We start from the raw sequence: 15,008 nt of genomic DNA on the forward strand, positions 1-15,008 counted from the left end.
TTTCGGCGGATCCCGTTTTGTTATTGGTTTATTAGCGTTGCCCCTATGCGGGGCGGCAGTCACTTTCTTTGCTGCTGCAAAGAAAGTAACCAAAGAAAGCAGCTTGTTAGGCCCGCGGTCACACGCAGTTTGGCCATGCTTGCCATGTGATCGTGGGCTGCCTAAGTGTCGCCCTCAAAGGCCCAACCGGGCGTGGATCGCACACGGTCTGACGAGCTAGCCCTCTAAGGAGACTGGTGCAGCACGAAATAGCGCCGGCACAGCGCTACGCGCTGCCGCCGGGTCTGCAAGGGAAACCAACGGATAACCAATGCAGTGAGATAGAGGCGCTAGTAAGGAAGCACGAGCGGACCCGATTGACCGGTCGGCCGCGAAGCGGGCCGGAGCCATTTGGTGCTGAACCGCTCCGCCATGCGACGCGAGGCGACAGACCGTGCGCGAGCCAAGCCGATTAGTCTTGTGAGGGCGACACTTAGGCAGCCCACGATCACATGGCACGCGTGGCCAAACTGCGTGTGACCGCGGGCCTAACAAGCTGCTTTCTTTGGTTACTTTCTTTGCAGCAGCAAAGAAAGTGACTGCCGCCCCGCACAGGGGCAGAGCAAATAGACCGACACGAACACAGGATTTCACGAACGCAAAGCACAGCGAAGCAAAGCAAAGCAAAGCGAACGAAACAAAGCCAAGGAGGACACCACAATGCCAACATTGATTCGCGGCGGCACGATCATCGACGCAGACCGCACCTACCGCGCCGACGTGCTATGCGCCGACCCCCAAGCGGGCGGGACCATCCTCGCCATCGGCACCGATCTCGACATGCCCGCGGACACGCGTATCGTCGATGCCGGCGGCCAATACGTCATGCCCGGCGGCATCGATCCGCATACGCATATGGAACTGCCCTTCATGGGCACGACCGCCAGCGACGACTTCTACACCGGCACCGCGGCGGGGCTCTCGGGCGGCACGACGAGCATCATCGACTTCGTGATTCCAAGCCCGAAGCAGCCGCTCATGGACGCATTCAAGGAATGGCGCGGCTGGGCGGAGAAGGCGTCGGCGGACTACGGCTTTCACGTCGCGGTGACGTGGTGGGGCGAGTCCGTGCACCGCGAGATGGGGCTGCTCGTGCACGAACACGGCGTGTCGAGCTTCAAGCACTTCATGGCGTACAAGAACGCAATCATGGCCGACGATGAAGTGCTCGTGAACAGCTTCACGCGCTCGCTCGAACTCGGCGCGCTGCCGACCGTGCACGCGGAAAACGGCGAGCTCGTCTTTCAGTTGCAGAAGCAGCTATTGGCCAAGGGCTTCAAGGGACCGGAGGCGCATCCCTTGTCGCGTCCGCCCGAAGTGGAGGGCGAGGCGGCGAATCGTGCGATCCGCATCGCGCAGGTGCTCGGCGTGCCGCTCTATATCGTGCACGTTTCGGCGAAGGATGCCGTCGATGTGATCGCCAAGGCGCGCAACGACGGACTGCGTGTGTTCGGCGAAGTGCTTCCGGGGCATCTCGTGATCGACGAATCGGTATATCGCGATCCCGACTGGACGCGCGCCGCCGCGCATGTGATGAGCCCCCCGTTTCGCACGAGCGAGCATCGCGAGGCGTTGTGGCGCGGCTTGCAGTCCGGCCAACTGCACACGACCGCGACCGATCACTGCGTGTTCTGCGCATCGCAGAAGGCGATGGGTCGCGAGGACTTCACCCGGATTCCCAACGGCTGCGGCGGTGTAGAGGATCGCATGTCGGTGCTGTGGCATCACGGTGTGAACATGGGGCGTCTCACGCCGAACGAGTTCGTGCGCGTGACGTCGACCAATGCCGCGCAGATCTTCAATCTCTATCCGCGAAAAGGCGCGGTGCAGGTGGGTGCGGACGCGGATCTCGTCGTGTGGGATCCGGCAGCGACACGCACGATCTCCGTGAAGACGCATCATCAGAAGGTGGACTTCAACGTATTCGAAGGCATGACGGTGCAAGGCGTCGCGACGCACACGCTCGCGCGCGGCGCGCTCGCGTGGGCGAACGGCGATCTGCGCGCGGAGCGCGGCGCGGGTCAATATCTCAAGCGTCCGCCGAACGCGTCCTACTTCGAGGCGGCGCGCGTCGCGAACAAGCTGAAGGAACCGCATCCGGTGAATCGCGCGTCAGTGGCCTGAGGCGCGCCTGAACGCAAAGCCCCGCATCCCTGCGATGCGGGGCTTTGTCACATTTCGAGTGCTTTCACATGTGTGCAAGCAAAATCTGGCAGGCTGTCTAGTTATGCGCAGCCGGATCATGCCGATGAAAATCACGATCAGACTTCGCCGTCTCGCCGCAATCGGCGTCCTCTGCTTGCCGCTCGCATGCGCGGCGAACCCGAACGCGCTGTGGGAGATCGTCCATGACTATTGCGAGCCGGCGGCCGAAGGCGCGCACGTTCAGCAGAAATGCGCGGATGTAAATCTCGCGGGCGGCTATGCGGTGTTGAAAGATATCGTCGGCGTCGCGCAGTATCTGCTGATTCCGACTGCGCGCGTGAGCGGCATCGAAAGTCCCGCGCTGCTCGAACCCGATGCGCCGAACTATTTCCGCGACGCGTGGCACGCGCGCGGCTATGTGGATCGCGCATTGCGCCGGACGTTGCCGCGCGATGAAGTTTCGCTTGCAATCAATTCCGCGAGCGGGCGCACGCAGAATCAGTTCCACATTCATATCGATTGCCTCGCGTCCGATGTCGCGCAGACGCTGCGCGAAGTGGGGCCGGGCATCGGCACAGAGTGGAAGCCGCTGCCGGTGAGACTGCGCGGTCATGTCTACAGCGCGATGCGCATCGACGATGCCGATCTCACCCACGTCGATCCCTTCAAGCTGCTCGCGCCCTACGCCGCCAGTCGCGGTCAGACGATGGGCGAACAGACGCTGCTGCTCGCGGGCGCTGTGCGCAGCGATGGCGCACCGGCGTTCTTTCTGCTCAACGATCACGTTCAAGCAGGCGACTGGGCGTCGTCCGAGGAGCTTCAGGATCACACGTGCGCGCTGGCTAATCGTTCTATAGAAAAGCCTTGAGGCTTTGCAGAAGAATGAAGTGACGCGAATGATTCGGAGTTCGGATTAAAAGACGATCCACAAATCAGAACTCTCGTGCCTTGTCACGTCTACTTTGGATCATCCTGATCTGATCGAGCGATTGAAAACATGAGTGGTCAGCTCCCGCCGCGCGCGCATGCCCGATGCGCGAACACGCGCGGCGCGATTCCCTCGACACGCGCTTCCGGCAGCACGCGTTTCAGCGTGCGCAACGTAAAGGCGAGATCTTCACTCGCCGTATCGAATTCGAGTCGCAATTCGCAGCCTTCTCGCTGCGCCTGACTCACATAAATGCCAAGCGGCGAATGAAACAGCGCGCGTATGCGCTCCCGCGACGCCTCGCTATCCGCGAAATGCGCCAGCGCCAGAACGCGCACTCGCTGGCACGTGCCGAACCCTTCATCGTGTAATGTTCCGCGGCTGGCAACCCACGCAAGCGACATATCCATGACCGTTGCTCCATCACGTTTTCCTTGTGTAGAAGCATAGGTCGGGTTTCGTCAACGTCACGCTAAGAGAGCGCCGCGGCGTGTAAAAAACGTATCAATCGAAACCCGGGAACACGGCATCGTCCGGGCCGATGGAAGCAGGCGACTTCCACGCCGCGTCGCGCATCGAATGACGCACCTGATGCTCGACCCCCAGCAGCACCGCGAAGATCGCCATGCGCACGGCAATGCCGTTGTCGGTCTGGCGAAAGATGGCGAGGCGCGAGTCGTGATTCAGATCGGTGGCGAGATCGTTCGCCCCTGGGCGGCTGTCGCGCGGCAGCGGATGCATGATGAGCGTATCGCGTCCGCACGCATCATCGACGAGCGCCTGGTTGATCTGAAAATCGGGCGTATAACCTTCGATGGGTTCGTCGGCGAAACGCTCTTTCTGAATGCGCGTTGCGTACACGACGTCCGCGCCCGCGAGCCCCGCGCGCAGGTCGCTCGTTTGTTCGATCACGTGATCGCCACGCGCGATGCGCTCGACGATATGCGCCGGCATTTCGAGCGAACGCGGCGAGACGAGCGTGAACTTCAGCCCCTTGTAAAGCGAGAGCAGCTTGGCGAGCGAATGCACGGTGCGGCCGTACTTCAGGTCACCGACCATCGCGATATGCGCGCCATCGACGATCTTCCCGAGACGCGAAAACTCGCGCTGGATCGTGTAGAGATCGAGCAGCGCCTGGCTGGGATGCTCGCCCGGACCGTCGCCGGCGTTGATGACAGGAATGTTCGTCGCGCGCGCGAATTCCGCGACGGAGCCTTGCTCGGGATGCCGCACGACGATCGCATCCGCGTAACCGCTGATGACGCGGCTCGTGTCGTAAATCGACTCGCCCTTGGCCATCGACGAAAACGTGAATCCCGTGGTGTCGCAGACCGAGCCGCCGAGACGCGCGAACGCCGCGCCGAAACTCACTCGCGTGCGCGTGCTGGCCTCGAAGAACAGGTTGGCCAGCACCGCGCCTTCCAGTACGCGCGTGATCTTCTTGCGGCGCGCGATGGGCTGCATCATGTCGGCCGTGCGAAACAGCGCCTCGGCGGATTCGCGCGAAAACTGGTCGATCGAGAGCAGTTGCGGGCGGCCTTCGAATTCGATTGTCTGATATGCGCTTTGCGTATATGTACCCGCTTCCGGCATGCCGCCCAGAATCTCGCCGACATAGCGCGCCGCAATTTCCGGCATCGCCCGCGATTCCGGCGATTCGTCCGGCAGCAGCCACGTATCGAGCGCCCGCCGTGTCACGCCGATGCGCGACGCGAAGGCATCGCGGGTCATGTTCAGACGCCGCATGGCGTCACGAAGAATCGTCTGCTGCTGAAGGTCCTGAGTCACCGTCACCGCTCCCTGAATATACGCGGTGCGTATATTAGGTCACTCGCCGATCAGATGCAAGACGAGCTCGCGCTGATGCTGCGCCGTCCGATGCTCGAAGATGTAGATGCCTTGCCACGTGCCGAGCACCATGCGGCCCGCCTCGACGGGAATCGAAAGCTGCACGGAGGTGAGGGCGGTGCGCAGGTGCGCGGGCATGTCGTCGGGGCCTTCGGTGTCGTGCACGTAGCGGCCGGGCGCTTCGGGCGCCACCGCCTCGAAGTAGCGCTCGAGGTCCGCGCGCACGTCGGGATCGGCGTTCTCCTGAATCAGCAGCGATGCCGACGTATGCCGGCAAAACAGCGTGAGCAGGCCGGTGCGAATGTCCTGAAGATCGATCCAGCGGTCGATGTCGCGGGTGACTTCGTGCAGGCCGCGCGAGCCTGTCGCGACCGTCAGATGGTGGAGTGCCTGTTTCATGTCGGTCTCGGTGCGAGAAATGGGCGATGCGCCGCCTCCTGAGTTTACCGGCTTCCCGCGCGCCGGTTCGTTCCGATTCCATGAACTATGCTGTCTGGACGATGGCTCGATGCAAGGCGCGCACGATGGTCCGAATGCTTTCAGAGAGAAAAACGCTCGCGTTCATCGTCGTGCTGGCGGCGTCGTCGCTCACGTGCGCCGCCGACGACGAACGCGAGAATCGCGGCAACGATCCCTTCCTGCACGTATCGAGCGCCATCGCCGATTGCGCCGCGCCGCGCGGCCCGTTCGAAACCCCGCACGAATGGCTGGAGGAAGCGCATTACCGGATCGAGCGCGGCAATAGCTGCTGGATCGCGGGCCGCTGCCGCCTTTCGAACAGCTATCTCTACGACAAGGAGATCGCCGAAAGCGTGACGCGCCGCCTGAATTCGCTGAACGCGTCGCTGCAATGGCGCGAGAAGACGAGCCTCTGGCTCACGCTGCAGCGCCGCTTCATCTATCTCGACGGCTGCGTGTCGCGCGATTTCGACACGGCGCGCTTCGTGTCGGCACTCGGTGAGACGGCCGATGTCGAAAAAGTCATCGATCGCACGACACGGCGGCCGTGATTTCGCAATTGACCTAAGCTAAAAGAGAGACCAAACGAGGAACCGCCGCGCACGCGCGCGCCCGGTTTTCGCCGATGAGAACGAACCTCGCCGACTGGCTGTGGACTTGCGCACGCTGCGCGCTGTTGCTGATCGGGTTTGCACTCGCGCCGATGAGCGCGCCCGCCGCCGCGACCGCGCCGGTCGTCGTGATTCCGCTGAAGGGTGCGATCGGCCCGGCTAGCGCGGATTTCGTCGTGCGCGCGCTTGCCCGGGCAGCGGACGAGCGCGCGCAGCTCGCCGTGCTGGAACTCGATACGCCGGGCGGGCTCGATCTCTCGATGCGCTCGATCATCCAGGCGATCCTTGCGTCCCCGGTGCCGGTGGCCGCGTTCATTGCGCCGAGCGGTGCGCGTGCGGCGAGCGCCGGCACGTACATCACCTACGCGAGCCACGTCGCGGCGATGGCGCCGGGCACGAACCTCGGCGCGGCGTCGCCGGTGCAGCTCGGCTTGGGCGGACCGGAGCGCGAGCCGGCGGGCACGGGCAAGGCCGCATCGGGCGCACGCGCCGAACCCGCCGGGCAATCGACCGAAACCCGCAAGCAGATGCAGGACGCCGCCGCCTACATCCGCGGCCTCGCGCAACTGCGCGGACGCAACGCGCAATGGGCGGAGCGCGCGGTGCGCGAGGCGGTCGCGCTGTCGGCGACGGAAGCGCTGGCGCAGAACGTCATCGACCTCACCGCCAACGATGTTCCCGACCTGCTCGCCAAGCTCGACGGCCGTCGTGTCAAAACCGTGAGCGGCGATCACGTTCTCGCGACGAAACACGCGCCGCTCGTCGTCGTGCAACCCGACTGGCGCAGCCGCTTTCTCGCGACGATCACGGACCCGAGCGTCGCGCTGATTCTGATGATGATCGGCATGTACGGGCTCTTCTTCGAGTTCGCGAATCCCGGCATGGTGCTGCCGGGCGTGGCGGGCGCGATCTGCCTGCTCGTCGGATTGTTTGCTCTGCAACTATTGCCGATCAGTTTCGTCGGACTCGGCTTGATCGTGCTCGGCATGGGCTTTCTGGTCGCGGAAATGTTTCTGCCGACGTTCGGCTCGCTCGGCATCGGCGGCGTCATCGCGTTCGCGATCGGCGCGCTCATGCTGATCGATACGGACGTGCCGGGCTTCGGCATTCCCATCGGCGTCGTCATCGGGCTCGCGCTTTTCACGGCGCTGTTCGTTTTCACCGTGTCGGGCGTCGCGTTGCGGGCGCGCAAGCGGCCTGTCGTGAGCGGCGGCGAAGCGATGCTCGGCAGCATCGGCGTGATGCTGGCGCACGAGTCCGAAAGCGGCTGGGCGCGCGTGCGGGGCGAACGATGGCGCGTGCAGCCGGCCGCGTCGCGGGCGTTGCCGCACGAAGGCGCGCGCGTGCGCGTGATCTCGCGTCAAGGCCTGACGCTGACCGTCGAGCCGATCGACGGCGAACGCGAGGCCGGTCATTCCTGAACACATCGACGAAGAGGCTTGGAAAATGGGGCTTACCTTTGGTTTCAGCGGCATCCTGATTGCGTTCGTCATCTTCATCGTCGCATCGGCGGTGCGCATCTTTCGCGAGTACGAGCGCGGCGTCGTGTTCATGCTCGGCCGCTTCTGGAAAGTGAAAGGACCGGGGCTCGTGCTGATCATTCCGGTCGTGCAGCAGGTCGTGCGCATGGACTTGCGCACCGTCGTGTTCGACGTGCCGCCGCAGGACGTCATCACGCGCGACAACGTCTCGGTGAAAGTGAATGCGGTCGTGTACTTTCGTGTCGTCGATCCGGAGAAGGCGGTGATCCAGGTCGCCCGCTTTCTCGAAGCGACGAGCCAGCTCGCGCAGACCACGCTGCGCGCGATCCTCGGCAAGCACGAGCTAGACGAACTGCTGTCCGAGCGCGAGCGCCTCAACGCCGACATTCAGCGTGTGCTCGATTCGCAGACCGACGCGTGGGGCATCAAGGTATCGAACGTCGAGATCAAAGACGTCGACATCAACGAGACGATGATCCGCGCGATCGCCCGACAGGCCGAAGCGGAGCGCGAGCGCCGCGCGAAGATCATTCATGCGGAAGGGGAGTTGCAGGCGTCCGAAAAGCTCTTGCAGGCCGCGCAGATGCTCGCGCAGGCGCCGCAGGCGATGCAACTGCGCTATCTGCAAACCCTGACGTCGATCGCCGGCGACAAGAACTCGACGATCATCTTTCCGGTGCCGGTCGATCTCGTGAGTTCCGTCATCGACCGGTTGACCAAGGGCTCGGCGTAGCTCAGACGAGCGCCGGGAAGTCGAGCGTCGTGTCGTTCACGCGATTCACGAGGTTCGTGAAGTTGATGACGCTCATCGCGAACAGCGTGTCGATGACTTGCGCCTCCGTGTAGCCCGCTTCGCGCACTTCATTCAGACGCGCCGCATCGACCGTGCCGGTGGAACCCGCGACGTGCCGCACGAAGCGCACGAGCGCGTCGCGCTTCGCATTGCCGGTCGCTTCGCCCGCGCGGATCTGCTGCGTTTCCCGTTGCGAGAGCCCGACCATCTTGCCGACGACAGTGTGCGCGGCGGCACAGTAGTCACAACCCACGAGTTCGCTGACGGCGAGCTTGATCGCTTCGACGTCGGCCTTGTCGAGGCTGCTCTTCGCGAGAATCGCATCGCCGTTGAGCGCGGCGCCGAGCGCGGCGGGGCTGTGCGTGCCGATGGTCGCGTAAGCATTCGGCACGCGGCCGGCGGCCTTCTTGATGGCGGCGAAAAGGTCGGCGGTAGCGCCCGTTGCTTCGTTGACGTTGATCTGGGATAGACGTGACATGGTGTGCTCCTTCGTTCAGTGGTTGGCCATCGCGATGGCATGGATCGAACTTTAGGCGCATGCGTCTTTCGCGTGAATGCTCGCGCGGCTCGTTAAGCCGCGCGATCGTCTCATCGTGCGAAGGCAGCCGCTTCATGCCATGATCGAGGCTCTGCGCGCGCATCACGATCACGCACATGGACTATCTGACGAGCCTGAAGGTGTTTTGCACGGTGGTCGAAGCGAAGAGCTTCGCGCGTGCGGCCGACATACTCGGCTTGTCGCCGCCCGTCGTGTCGCGCGCGATCGCGGGCCTCGAAGAGCGACTCGGCAGCCGGCTTTTCAATCGCACGACGCGGCAGATTTCATTGACCGAGACCGCGGAACGCTTCTTCTCCGACTGCTCGCGCCTGCTCGACGAACTCCAGGCGATGGAAGAGCGCGCATCGAACCGCGCGAGCGAGGCGACGGGGCTGTTGCGGCTCGTGGCGCACACGACGGTGATGACGAGCCGCTATGCGCCGCTCGTCGCGAGTTTCCGGCGCGCGCATCCGCAGGTGCGCCTCGACGTGACGCTGACAGAGCGGCCCATCGATCTCGTCGGCGAGGGCTACGATCTCGCGATCGTGCTGCCGTTCATGCTCTCCACCGATACGGCCGTCACGCGCCTGCTCGAAACCATTCCGCTCGTCCTCGTCGCGAGTCCCGCGTATCTCGCGCAGCGTCCCGCGCCGCGTCACCCGTCCGAACTCGTCGATCATGTGTTCGTGCCGATGTCGCCGTCGATCCGCAAGCCCGCGCTCACGTTTCGCATCGGCGGCGAGGAATTGCGCGTGCCGCTCGATCACGACATCGCGTCGAACAGCGCGGTGTTCAATCGCGAGATGGTGCTGCAGGGATTCGGCATCGGCGTGTTGCCGACGGCGCTCATCGCGCAGGAAGTCGGGGCGGGGCGGCTCGTCACGCTGCTCGACGCGTATGAGCGCGTCGATTCCGCCATCGAGATTCGCATCGCCTACAGCACGCGCGCGCTCCTGCCGGCCAAGGTGCGCGCGTTCGTCGAGCATGCGGTGCGCTTTTGCGCCGACGAAGGCGTGCTGTCCGGCGAGCCAAAAACTGGCCTGCAAGCCTTGTGACGCAAGGCTCGCCGCGATTCTTTCCGCCAGCGTTATTCATTCGTGCGCGCCGTGACGGTTGACGTGGTGCATATGCACATCTAGTCTTCCGGGCTATGACGGGCAGCGGATTTGCCCTTTCTTCAATTCAGATTGTGCATATGCACTATAACCACAAATGACGACACCTACGACGAATATTCCATCGGTCGCGGCGCCGGCCCTCGCGCGGCCGGCGCGCAAGATTCCCTGGATGCTGCTCGCGCTCGGGCTGGTCGGGCTCGCGCTGATCGCCGCGGCGACCTGGTGGGCGCTCGTGCTGCGCTTCGTTCAGACGACCGACGATGCCTACGTGGGCGGCGATGTCACGGTGCTCGCGCCGAAGGTCAACGGCTTCGTCACCGATGTGCTCGTGCAGGACAACCAGCGCGTGAAGGCCGGACAGGTGCTGATCCGCCTCGATGCGCGCGACTACGACGCACGCCTCGCGCAAGCCGACGCCGAATTGGCGGGCGCGCGTGCGGCGGTGATCGAGTTGCAGGCGAAGGATGCGTTGCAGGCGGCCGTCATCAACCAGCAGCAGGCGGAAGTGCGCGCTTCGTCGGCGGAACTCACGCGCAGCGCACAGGATCGCTCGCGTTATCGCGAGCTCGTGAAGGACGATGCGGTGTCGAACCAGATCGTCGAACGCGCGGACGCCGACTATACGAAGGCGCAGGCGGCGGTGGATCGAAGCGGCGCGTCGCTGGTGGCGGCCAAGCGCCAGTCGAGCGTGATCGAAGCGCAGATCGCGGATGCCCAGGCGCGCGTTGCGACGGCCGAAGCGGCACGCCGCGTCGCGCAACTGAATGTCGAGTACACGACGATCCGCTCGCCCGTCGATGGCTACGTCGGCAATCGCACGGCGCGCGTGGGCGTGCTCGCGAACGTCGGTACTTCGCTCCTGACCATCGTGCCTTCCAGCGGCCTTTGGGTCGATGCGAACTTCAAGGAAGACCAGCTGAAGAAGATGCGCGCGGGCGACGAAGCGGACATCGAGCTGGACGCATCGAGCGTGCCGCTCACCGGCCACGTCGACAGTCTCGCGCCTGCCACGGGCGCCACCTTCAGTGTGTTGCCGGCGGAGAATGCAACCGGCAACTTCACGAAGATCGTGCAGCGCGTGCCCGTGCGCATCCGTCTCGATGTGCCGAAGGGCATGGAATCGGTCCTGCGTCCCGGCCTTTCGGCGACCGTCAAGGTTCATCTCGGCAAGCAGTCGAACGGCTGAGGAGCGCGGCGATGACCCACACCATTCCCTCCGATCCCGCGAGCCAGCCGATAAAACAGCGCGTGTTCGCGTTCGCGCTGATGTGCCTCGGCTTCTTCATGGCGACGCTGGATATTCAGATCGTGGCCTCGTCGCTGAAGGATATCGGCGGCGGCTTGTCCGCGAGCCAGGATGAGCTGTCCTGGGTGCAGACGTCGTATCTGATCGCGGAAATTCTCGTCATTCCGATGTCGGGCTGGCTCTCGAAAGTGTTCTCCACGCGCTGGCTCTTCGTTGCCTCGGCGGTCGGCTTCACGATCACGAGCATGCTGTGCGGCATGGCCTGGGACATCAACTCGATGATCCTCTTTCGCGGCCTGCAAGGCGCGCTCGGCGCCGCGATGATCCCGACCGTGTTCACGACCGCGTTCGTGCTCTTTCCCGGCAAGCAGCGATTGATTGCATCGACCACGATCGGCGCGCTGGCGTCGCTCGCGCCCGCGATCGGACCCGTGATCGGCGGATGGATCACCGATCAATGGTCGTGGCACTGGCTCTTCTATCTGAACGTCGTGCCGGGTCTCGTCGTCGCGCTGCTCGTGCCGAAGTACGTGCATGTCGATGCGCCCGATCTTTCGCTGCTGAAAAAAGGCGACTATCTCGGCATCGTGTTGATGTCGGGCTTTCTCGGCTGTCTGGAATACGTGCTCGAGGAAGGGCCGCGCAAGAACTGGTTCGGCGATGAGGTGATCATCGCGTGTACGTGGATTTCGGCGATCTGCGGATTCCTGTTCCTCGTGCATGCATTCACGGCGAAGGACCCGATCGTCGATCTGCGTGCGCTCGCCGTGCGCAACTTCGCGATCGGCAGTGTGCTGTCGTTCGTGACGGGCATCGGCATCTTCGTGTCGGTGTTCCTGACGCCGGTGTTTCTCGCCCGCGTGCGGGGCTTCGATTCGCTGGATACCGGTCTCGCGCTGCTGTCGGTCGGCTGCTTCCAGTTGCTTTCCATCGGCGTGTACGGTTTCGCGTCGCGTTTCATCGACATGCGCGTGCTGCTCGCATTCGGGCTGCTCTGCTTTGGCGCGGGCTGTTACTTCTATACGCCGCTGACGCACGACTGGGGCTGGCAACAGTTCCTTCTTCCTCAGGCACTGCGCGGCATCGGTCAGCAATTCGCGGTGCCGCCCATCGTGACGATGGCCCTCGGTTCGCTGCCGCCGTCGCGGCTCAAGTCGGCGAGCGGGCTCTTCAATCTGATGCGCAATCTCGGCGGCGCGATCGGCATCGCGGTGAGCGCGACGATGCTCAACGATCGCCTCAACCTGCATTACCTGCGCCTGAATGAGAACGTGACGATCGGCAGGCCTGTCATCGACGATCTGCTCTCGCGCAGCTCCGCGCATCTGGCATCCGTCGCGGGCGATGCGCTGAATGCGTCGCAGGCGGGTCTGGCATCGCTGCATGCGCTCGTGATGCGCGAAGCCCTCGTGCTGACCTTCGCCGATTGCTTCTACGTGCTCGCCCTGTGCTTTCTTTTCGGCCTGATGACGGTGATGTTCGCCAAGCCGATCACGAGCGCGCCGCCTTCCTCGGATGCGCATTGAACCGGATGCTTCGATCATGAAGAAACTTCTCGCCCACATACTTGCAGGCGTGACATGTCTGACGCTCGCCGCGTGCGCCGTGCAGCCCGAGACGCACGCCGATCTTCCCGCGACCGTGAACGCGACCGCGCCCGCGGACTGGAGTGTCGATGTGCCGAAACAGGCCGTCGATCCCGCTACATGGTGGAATCAGTTCAACGATCCGGTCATGCATGAACTGGTCGCGTCGGTGTTGAACGACAACCTCGATGTTCAGGCGGCGGTCGAGCGCGTGAAGCAGGCGGAGGCGCTCACGACGCAACGGCGCGCGGCCTTGCTGCCGCAACTGGATGCGGGCGCGGGCGGATCGTACTCGCGCCAGAACACGCCGCCGCCGCTCGGCTATGTGAAGCAGGCGGGCTTCGGCCTGACGTTGAGCTGGACGCCCGATGTGTTCGGCGGCGAGCGCCTGGAATTGCTCGCATCGCAGGCGCAGCTCGTCGGGCGTGAACACGCGGCCGATCACATCAGGCTCGCGCTCGCCGCCGACACGGCCGCCGCGTATGTCGATCTGCGCTGGGCGCAAGCCGAACTGAAGATCCTGCAAGACAACCTGGAGATTCGCGAGCGCGCGTTGAAGCTCACGCAACGTCGTCTGCAATACGGTCTCTCGACGAAGCTCGATGTCGCGCGGGCGCAGAATCAGTTGAGCGATCTGCAATCGCGCGTACCGCGCACGCAGGCGACGATTCAGCATCAGTTGAGCCTGATCGCGGTGTATTCGGGACGCACGCCGGAATCCATCGACAAGCTGATGCTCGCGAATCCGGGCGCGGCGCCCGTCATTCCGGTGCCCGCGAGCGGCGCGCCGCAGATGTTGCCGTCCGAAGCGTTGTTGCGCCGTCCCGATGTGCTCGTCGCGTACGCGACCGTGCAGCAGCGCGCGGCGGAAGTCGGGGTCGCGCGTGCGGAGCGCTATCCGAAGTTTTCGCTTCGACTGTCGGATGGCTTGCTCGCATCGTCGTATCTCGGCTTGCCGACGCTGACTGACAACCTGTTCTCGGCCGCGCTCAACGCGACGAGCCCGATCTTCAACGCCGGGCGCATCACGGCGCAGATCGAGCAGAACCAGAGCAAGATGCGTGAATCGGAACTGCGTCTGCGTCAGACGATGCTCGAAGCCCTGAAGGATGTCGAGGATACGCGCAGCGATCTCGTCAGCACGACCGAATCGACCGCGCGCCTGACCGATGCGCTCTCTGCATCGGGCCAGTCGCTGACGCTCTCGACGCAGTTGTACAAGGGCGGCGCGGCCAGTTTTCTCGATGTGCTCGACGCCCAGCAATCCTATCTGCGCGACGCCGATGCGCTGAATCAATCGAAACGCGAACACGCGCTCGCGGCGGTGGCGCTTTATCGCTCGCTGGGCGGCGGCTGGAGCGTGACCGGCGACGACGACGTAATCAAGACCGCCAGCGAAAAAACGGAGACGACGAAATGAGCCTGATCGAAGAAACCGCCGCCGGCCTCGACGGCCTCGCGCAACTGCGCAAGCTGATCGCGTGCGCACGCAAGCCGGGCATCATGGTGTCGCTGGATTTCGAGTTCATCGAAGTGGAGGCGGGCAGGGCGGTGTTCGTGGGCGTGCCCGGCGATCACGCGTATAACCCGATCGGCACCGTGCACGGCGGCTATGCGGCGACGCTGCTCGATTCCGCGTGCGGCTGCTCGGTGCATTCGTGCCTGACCGCGACGCAAGCCTATACGACGCTCGAGTTGAAGGTCGCGTATCACAAGGCGCTCACGCGCGATACGGGTTTGCTGCGCGCGGAGGGTCGCGTGCTGTCGATCGGACGCCGCGCCGCGTTCGCCGAAGCGACCTTGAGGGATGCGAGCGGCAGATTGTTCGCATCGGCGACATCGACGTTGCTCGTCATGGAGCGATGAAAGAAAAAAGCCCGGTGCCTCGTCGCGAGGAACCGGGCTGTCGGCTCGACGAGAAAGCCGCTTATTTCACGCTTTCCAGCGCCTTCCTCACCGTGCCGAAGATCTGGTCGATCTGATCGTCTTCGATGATGAGCGGCGGCGAGAACGCGAGGATATCGCCCGTATAGCGCACGAGCACGCCCGCCTCGAAGCACTTGACGAAGACTTCATACGCACGCGCGCCCGGCGCGCCGGGGGGGGGGGGGGGGGGGGGGGGGGGGGCGGGGCGCGGGGGGGGGGGGGGGGGGGGGCGGGTGGGGGGGCGGGGGGGGGGGGGTGCGGCGTGTAGGCGGGGATGTTCGTCAAGGGCG

At 64.2% G+C, this 15,008-nt stretch carries 14 protein-coding genes and 1 pseudogene; 10 read left to right on the forward strand and 5 right to left on the reverse strand.

What is annotated here, in order from left to right:
* Positions 1-699 precede the first annotated feature (699 nt).
* On the forward strand, positions 700-2,163 hold the full coding sequence (hydA, locus tag NCR38_RS15645) for a dihydropyrimidinase (protein ID WP_061118159.1): 1,464 nt from the start codon (positions 700-702) through the stop codon (positions 2,161-2,163).
* A gap of 124 nt (positions 2,164-2,287) precedes the next feature.
* Positions 2,288-3,052, forward strand: a complete 765-nt coding sequence (locus NCR38_RS15650) for a CDP-diacylglycerol diphosphatase (RefSeq protein WP_250477336.1) — start codon at positions 2,288-2,290, stop codon at positions 3,050-3,052.
* A 137-nt stretch (positions 3,053-3,189) separates the two neighbouring features.
* On the opposite strand, the gene NCR38_RS15655 is transcribed toward NCR38_RS15650, so the two are convergent.
* The 3 genes from NCR38_RS15655 to NCR38_RS15665 form a co-directional block, all read right to left on the reverse strand.
* Complete coding sequence (locus NCR38_RS15655) at positions 3,190-3,522, reverse strand: hypothetical protein (protein ID WP_061116043.1); 333 nt, start codon at positions 3,520-3,522, stop codon at positions 3,190-3,192.
* A 94-nt stretch (positions 3,523-3,616) separates the two neighbouring features.
* Positions 3,617-4,858 (reverse strand): aspartate carbamoyltransferase, encoded by a 1,242-nt coding sequence (locus NCR38_RS15660; RefSeq protein WP_061116042.1) that lies wholly within the window; start codon positions 4,856-4,858, stop codon positions 3,617-3,619.
* Positions 4,859-4,939: 81 nt separating this feature from the next.
* Positions 4,940-5,359 (reverse strand): secondary thiamine-phosphate synthase enzyme YjbQ, encoded by a 420-nt coding sequence (locus NCR38_RS15665; protein ID WP_061116041.1) that lies wholly within the window; start codon positions 5,357-5,359, stop codon positions 4,940-4,942.
* Between the two features lie 125 nt (positions 5,360-5,484).
* Between NCR38_RS15665 and NCR38_RS15670 the strand changes: the two genes are divergently transcribed.
* The 3 genes from NCR38_RS15670 (at position 5,485) to NCR38_RS15680 (ending at position 8,244) form a co-directional block, all read left to right on the forward strand.
* The gene (locus NCR38_RS15670; protein ID WP_061116128.1) at positions 5,485-5,970 is read left to right on the forward strand and encodes a hypothetical protein; all 486 of its coding nucleotides are present in this window, start codon (positions 5,485-5,487) and stop codon (positions 5,968-5,970) included.
* A 74-nt stretch (positions 5,971-6,044) separates the two neighbouring features.
* Positions 6,045-7,451, forward strand: coding sequence for a nodulation protein NfeD (locus NCR38_RS15675; protein ID WP_061116040.1), 1,407 nt, complete (start codon positions 6,045-6,047; stop codon positions 7,449-7,451).
* Positions 7,452-7,476: 25 nt separating this feature from the next.
* Positions 7,477-8,244 carry a slipin family protein gene (locus NCR38_RS15680; RefSeq protein ID WP_061116039.1) on the forward strand — a complete coding sequence of 256 codons (768 nt, stop codon included), beginning with the start codon at positions 7,477-7,479 and terminating at the stop codon, positions 8,242-8,244.
* 1 nt (position 8,245) lies between these two features.
* Here the strand turns inward: NCR38_RS15680 and NCR38_RS15685 are convergent, their stop codons facing one another.
* Positions 8,246-8,782 (reverse strand): carboxymuconolactone decarboxylase family protein, encoded by a 537-nt coding sequence (locus tag NCR38_RS15685; protein WP_061116038.1) that lies wholly within the window; start codon positions 8,780-8,782, stop codon positions 8,246-8,248.
* 176 nt (positions 8,783-8,958) lie between these two features.
* Here NCR38_RS15685 and NCR38_RS15690 point away from each other — a divergent pair, with 176 nt between their 5' ends.
* The 5 genes from NCR38_RS15690 to NCR38_RS15710 all read left to right on the forward strand — a co-directional run bounded on the left by NCR38_RS15690 (position 8,959) and on the right by NCR38_RS15710 (position 14,658).
* Positions 8,959-9,897: a LysR family transcriptional regulator gene (locus NCR38_RS15690; protein ID WP_061116037.1), complete on the forward strand. Its 939-nt coding sequence runs from the start codon at positions 8,959-8,961 to the stop codon at positions 9,895-9,897.
* Between the two features lie 157 nt (positions 9,898-10,054).
* Positions 10,055-11,146, forward strand: a complete 1,092-nt coding sequence (locus tag NCR38_RS15695) for an HlyD family secretion protein (protein ID WP_061116036.1) — start codon at positions 10,055-10,057, stop codon at positions 11,144-11,146.
* Between the two features lie 11 nt (positions 11,147-11,157).
* A complete protein-coding gene (locus NCR38_RS15700; protein WP_061116035.1) occupies positions 11,158-12,732 on the forward strand; it encodes a DHA2 family efflux MFS transporter permease subunit in 1,575 nt (524 codons plus the stop codon).
* Positions 12,733-12,748: 16 nt separating this feature from the next.
* Positions 12,749-14,212, forward strand: coding sequence for an efflux transporter outer membrane subunit (locus tag NCR38_RS15705; protein ID WP_061116127.1), 1,464 nt, complete (start codon positions 12,749-12,751; stop codon positions 14,210-14,212).
* On the forward strand, positions 14,209-14,658 hold the full coding sequence (locus NCR38_RS15710) for a PaaI family thioesterase (RefSeq protein WP_061116034.1): 450 nt from the start codon (positions 14,209-14,211) through the stop codon (positions 14,656-14,658). The genes NCR38_RS15705 and NCR38_RS15710 overlap by 4 nt, the downstream gene beginning before the upstream one ends.
* A 61-nt stretch (positions 14,659-14,719) precedes the next feature.
* On the opposite strand, the pseudogene NCR38_RS15715 reads toward NCR38_RS15710, so the two are convergent.
* Positions 14,720-15,008 (reverse strand): annotated as a pseudogene (locus NCR38_RS15715) (hypothetical protein); the annotation flags it as partial.

Origin of the sequence: Caballeronia sp. INML1, assembly GCF_023631085.1 — a bacterium.
In the GTDB taxonomy this organism is placed as follows: Bacteria; Pseudomonadota; Gammaproteobacteria; order Burkholderiales; family Burkholderiaceae; genus Caballeronia; species Caballeronia turbans.

Excerpts from the sequence above, each read along its gene's own strand:
- NCR38_RS15670 (WP_061116128.1), top strand. The coding sequence starts at position 5,485 with ATGGTCCGAATGCTTTCAGAGAGAAAAACGCTCGCGTTCATCGTCGTG.
- hydA (WP_061118159.1), top strand. The coding sequence starts at position 700 with ATGCCAACATTGATTCGCGGCGGCACGATCATCGACGCAGACCGCACC.
- NCR38_RS15655 (WP_061116043.1), bottom strand. The coding sequence starts at position 3,522 with ATGGATATGTCGCTTGCGTGGGTTGCCAGCCGCGGAACATTACACGAT.
- NCR38_RS15680 (WP_061116039.1), top strand. The coding sequence starts at position 7,477 with ATGGGGCTTACCTTTGGTTTCAGCGGCATCCTGATTGCGTTCGTCATC.
- NCR38_RS15650 (WP_250477336.1), top strand. The coding sequence starts at position 2,288 with ATGAAAATCACGATCAGACTTCGCCGTCTCGCCGCAATCGGCGTCCTC.
- NCR38_RS15690 (WP_061116037.1), top strand. The coding sequence starts at position 8,959 with ATGGACTATCTGACGAGCCTGAAGGTGTTTTGCACGGTGGTCGAAGCG.
- NCR38_RS15685 (WP_061116038.1), bottom strand. The coding sequence starts at position 8,782 with ATGTCACGTCTATCCCAGATCAACGTCAACGAAGCAACGGGCGCTACC.
- NCR38_RS15660 (WP_061116042.1), bottom strand. The coding sequence starts at position 4,858 with ATGCGGCGTCTGAACATGACCCGCGATGCCTTCGCGTCGCGCATCGGC.
- NCR38_RS15695 (WP_061116036.1), top strand. The coding sequence starts at position 10,055 with ATGACGACACCTACGACGAATATTCCATCGGTCGCGGCGCCGGCCCTC.
- NCR38_RS15665 (WP_061116041.1), bottom strand. The coding sequence starts at position 5,359 with ATGAAACAGGCACTCCACCATCTGACGGTCGCGACAGGCTCGCGCGGC.
- NCR38_RS15675 (WP_061116040.1), top strand. The coding sequence starts at position 6,045 with ATGAGAACGAACCTCGCCGACTGGCTGTGGACTTGCGCACGCTGCGCG.
- NCR38_RS15705 (WP_061116127.1), top strand. The coding sequence starts at position 12,749 with ATGAAGAAACTTCTCGCCCACATACTTGCAGGCGTGACATGTCTGACG.
- NCR38_RS15700 (WP_061116035.1), top strand. The coding sequence starts at position 11,158 with ATGACCCACACCATTCCCTCCGATCCCGCGAGCCAGCCGATAAAACAG.
- NCR38_RS15710 (WP_061116034.1), top strand. The coding sequence starts at position 14,209 with ATGAGCCTGATCGAAGAAACCGCCGCCGGCCTCGACGGCCTCGCGCAA.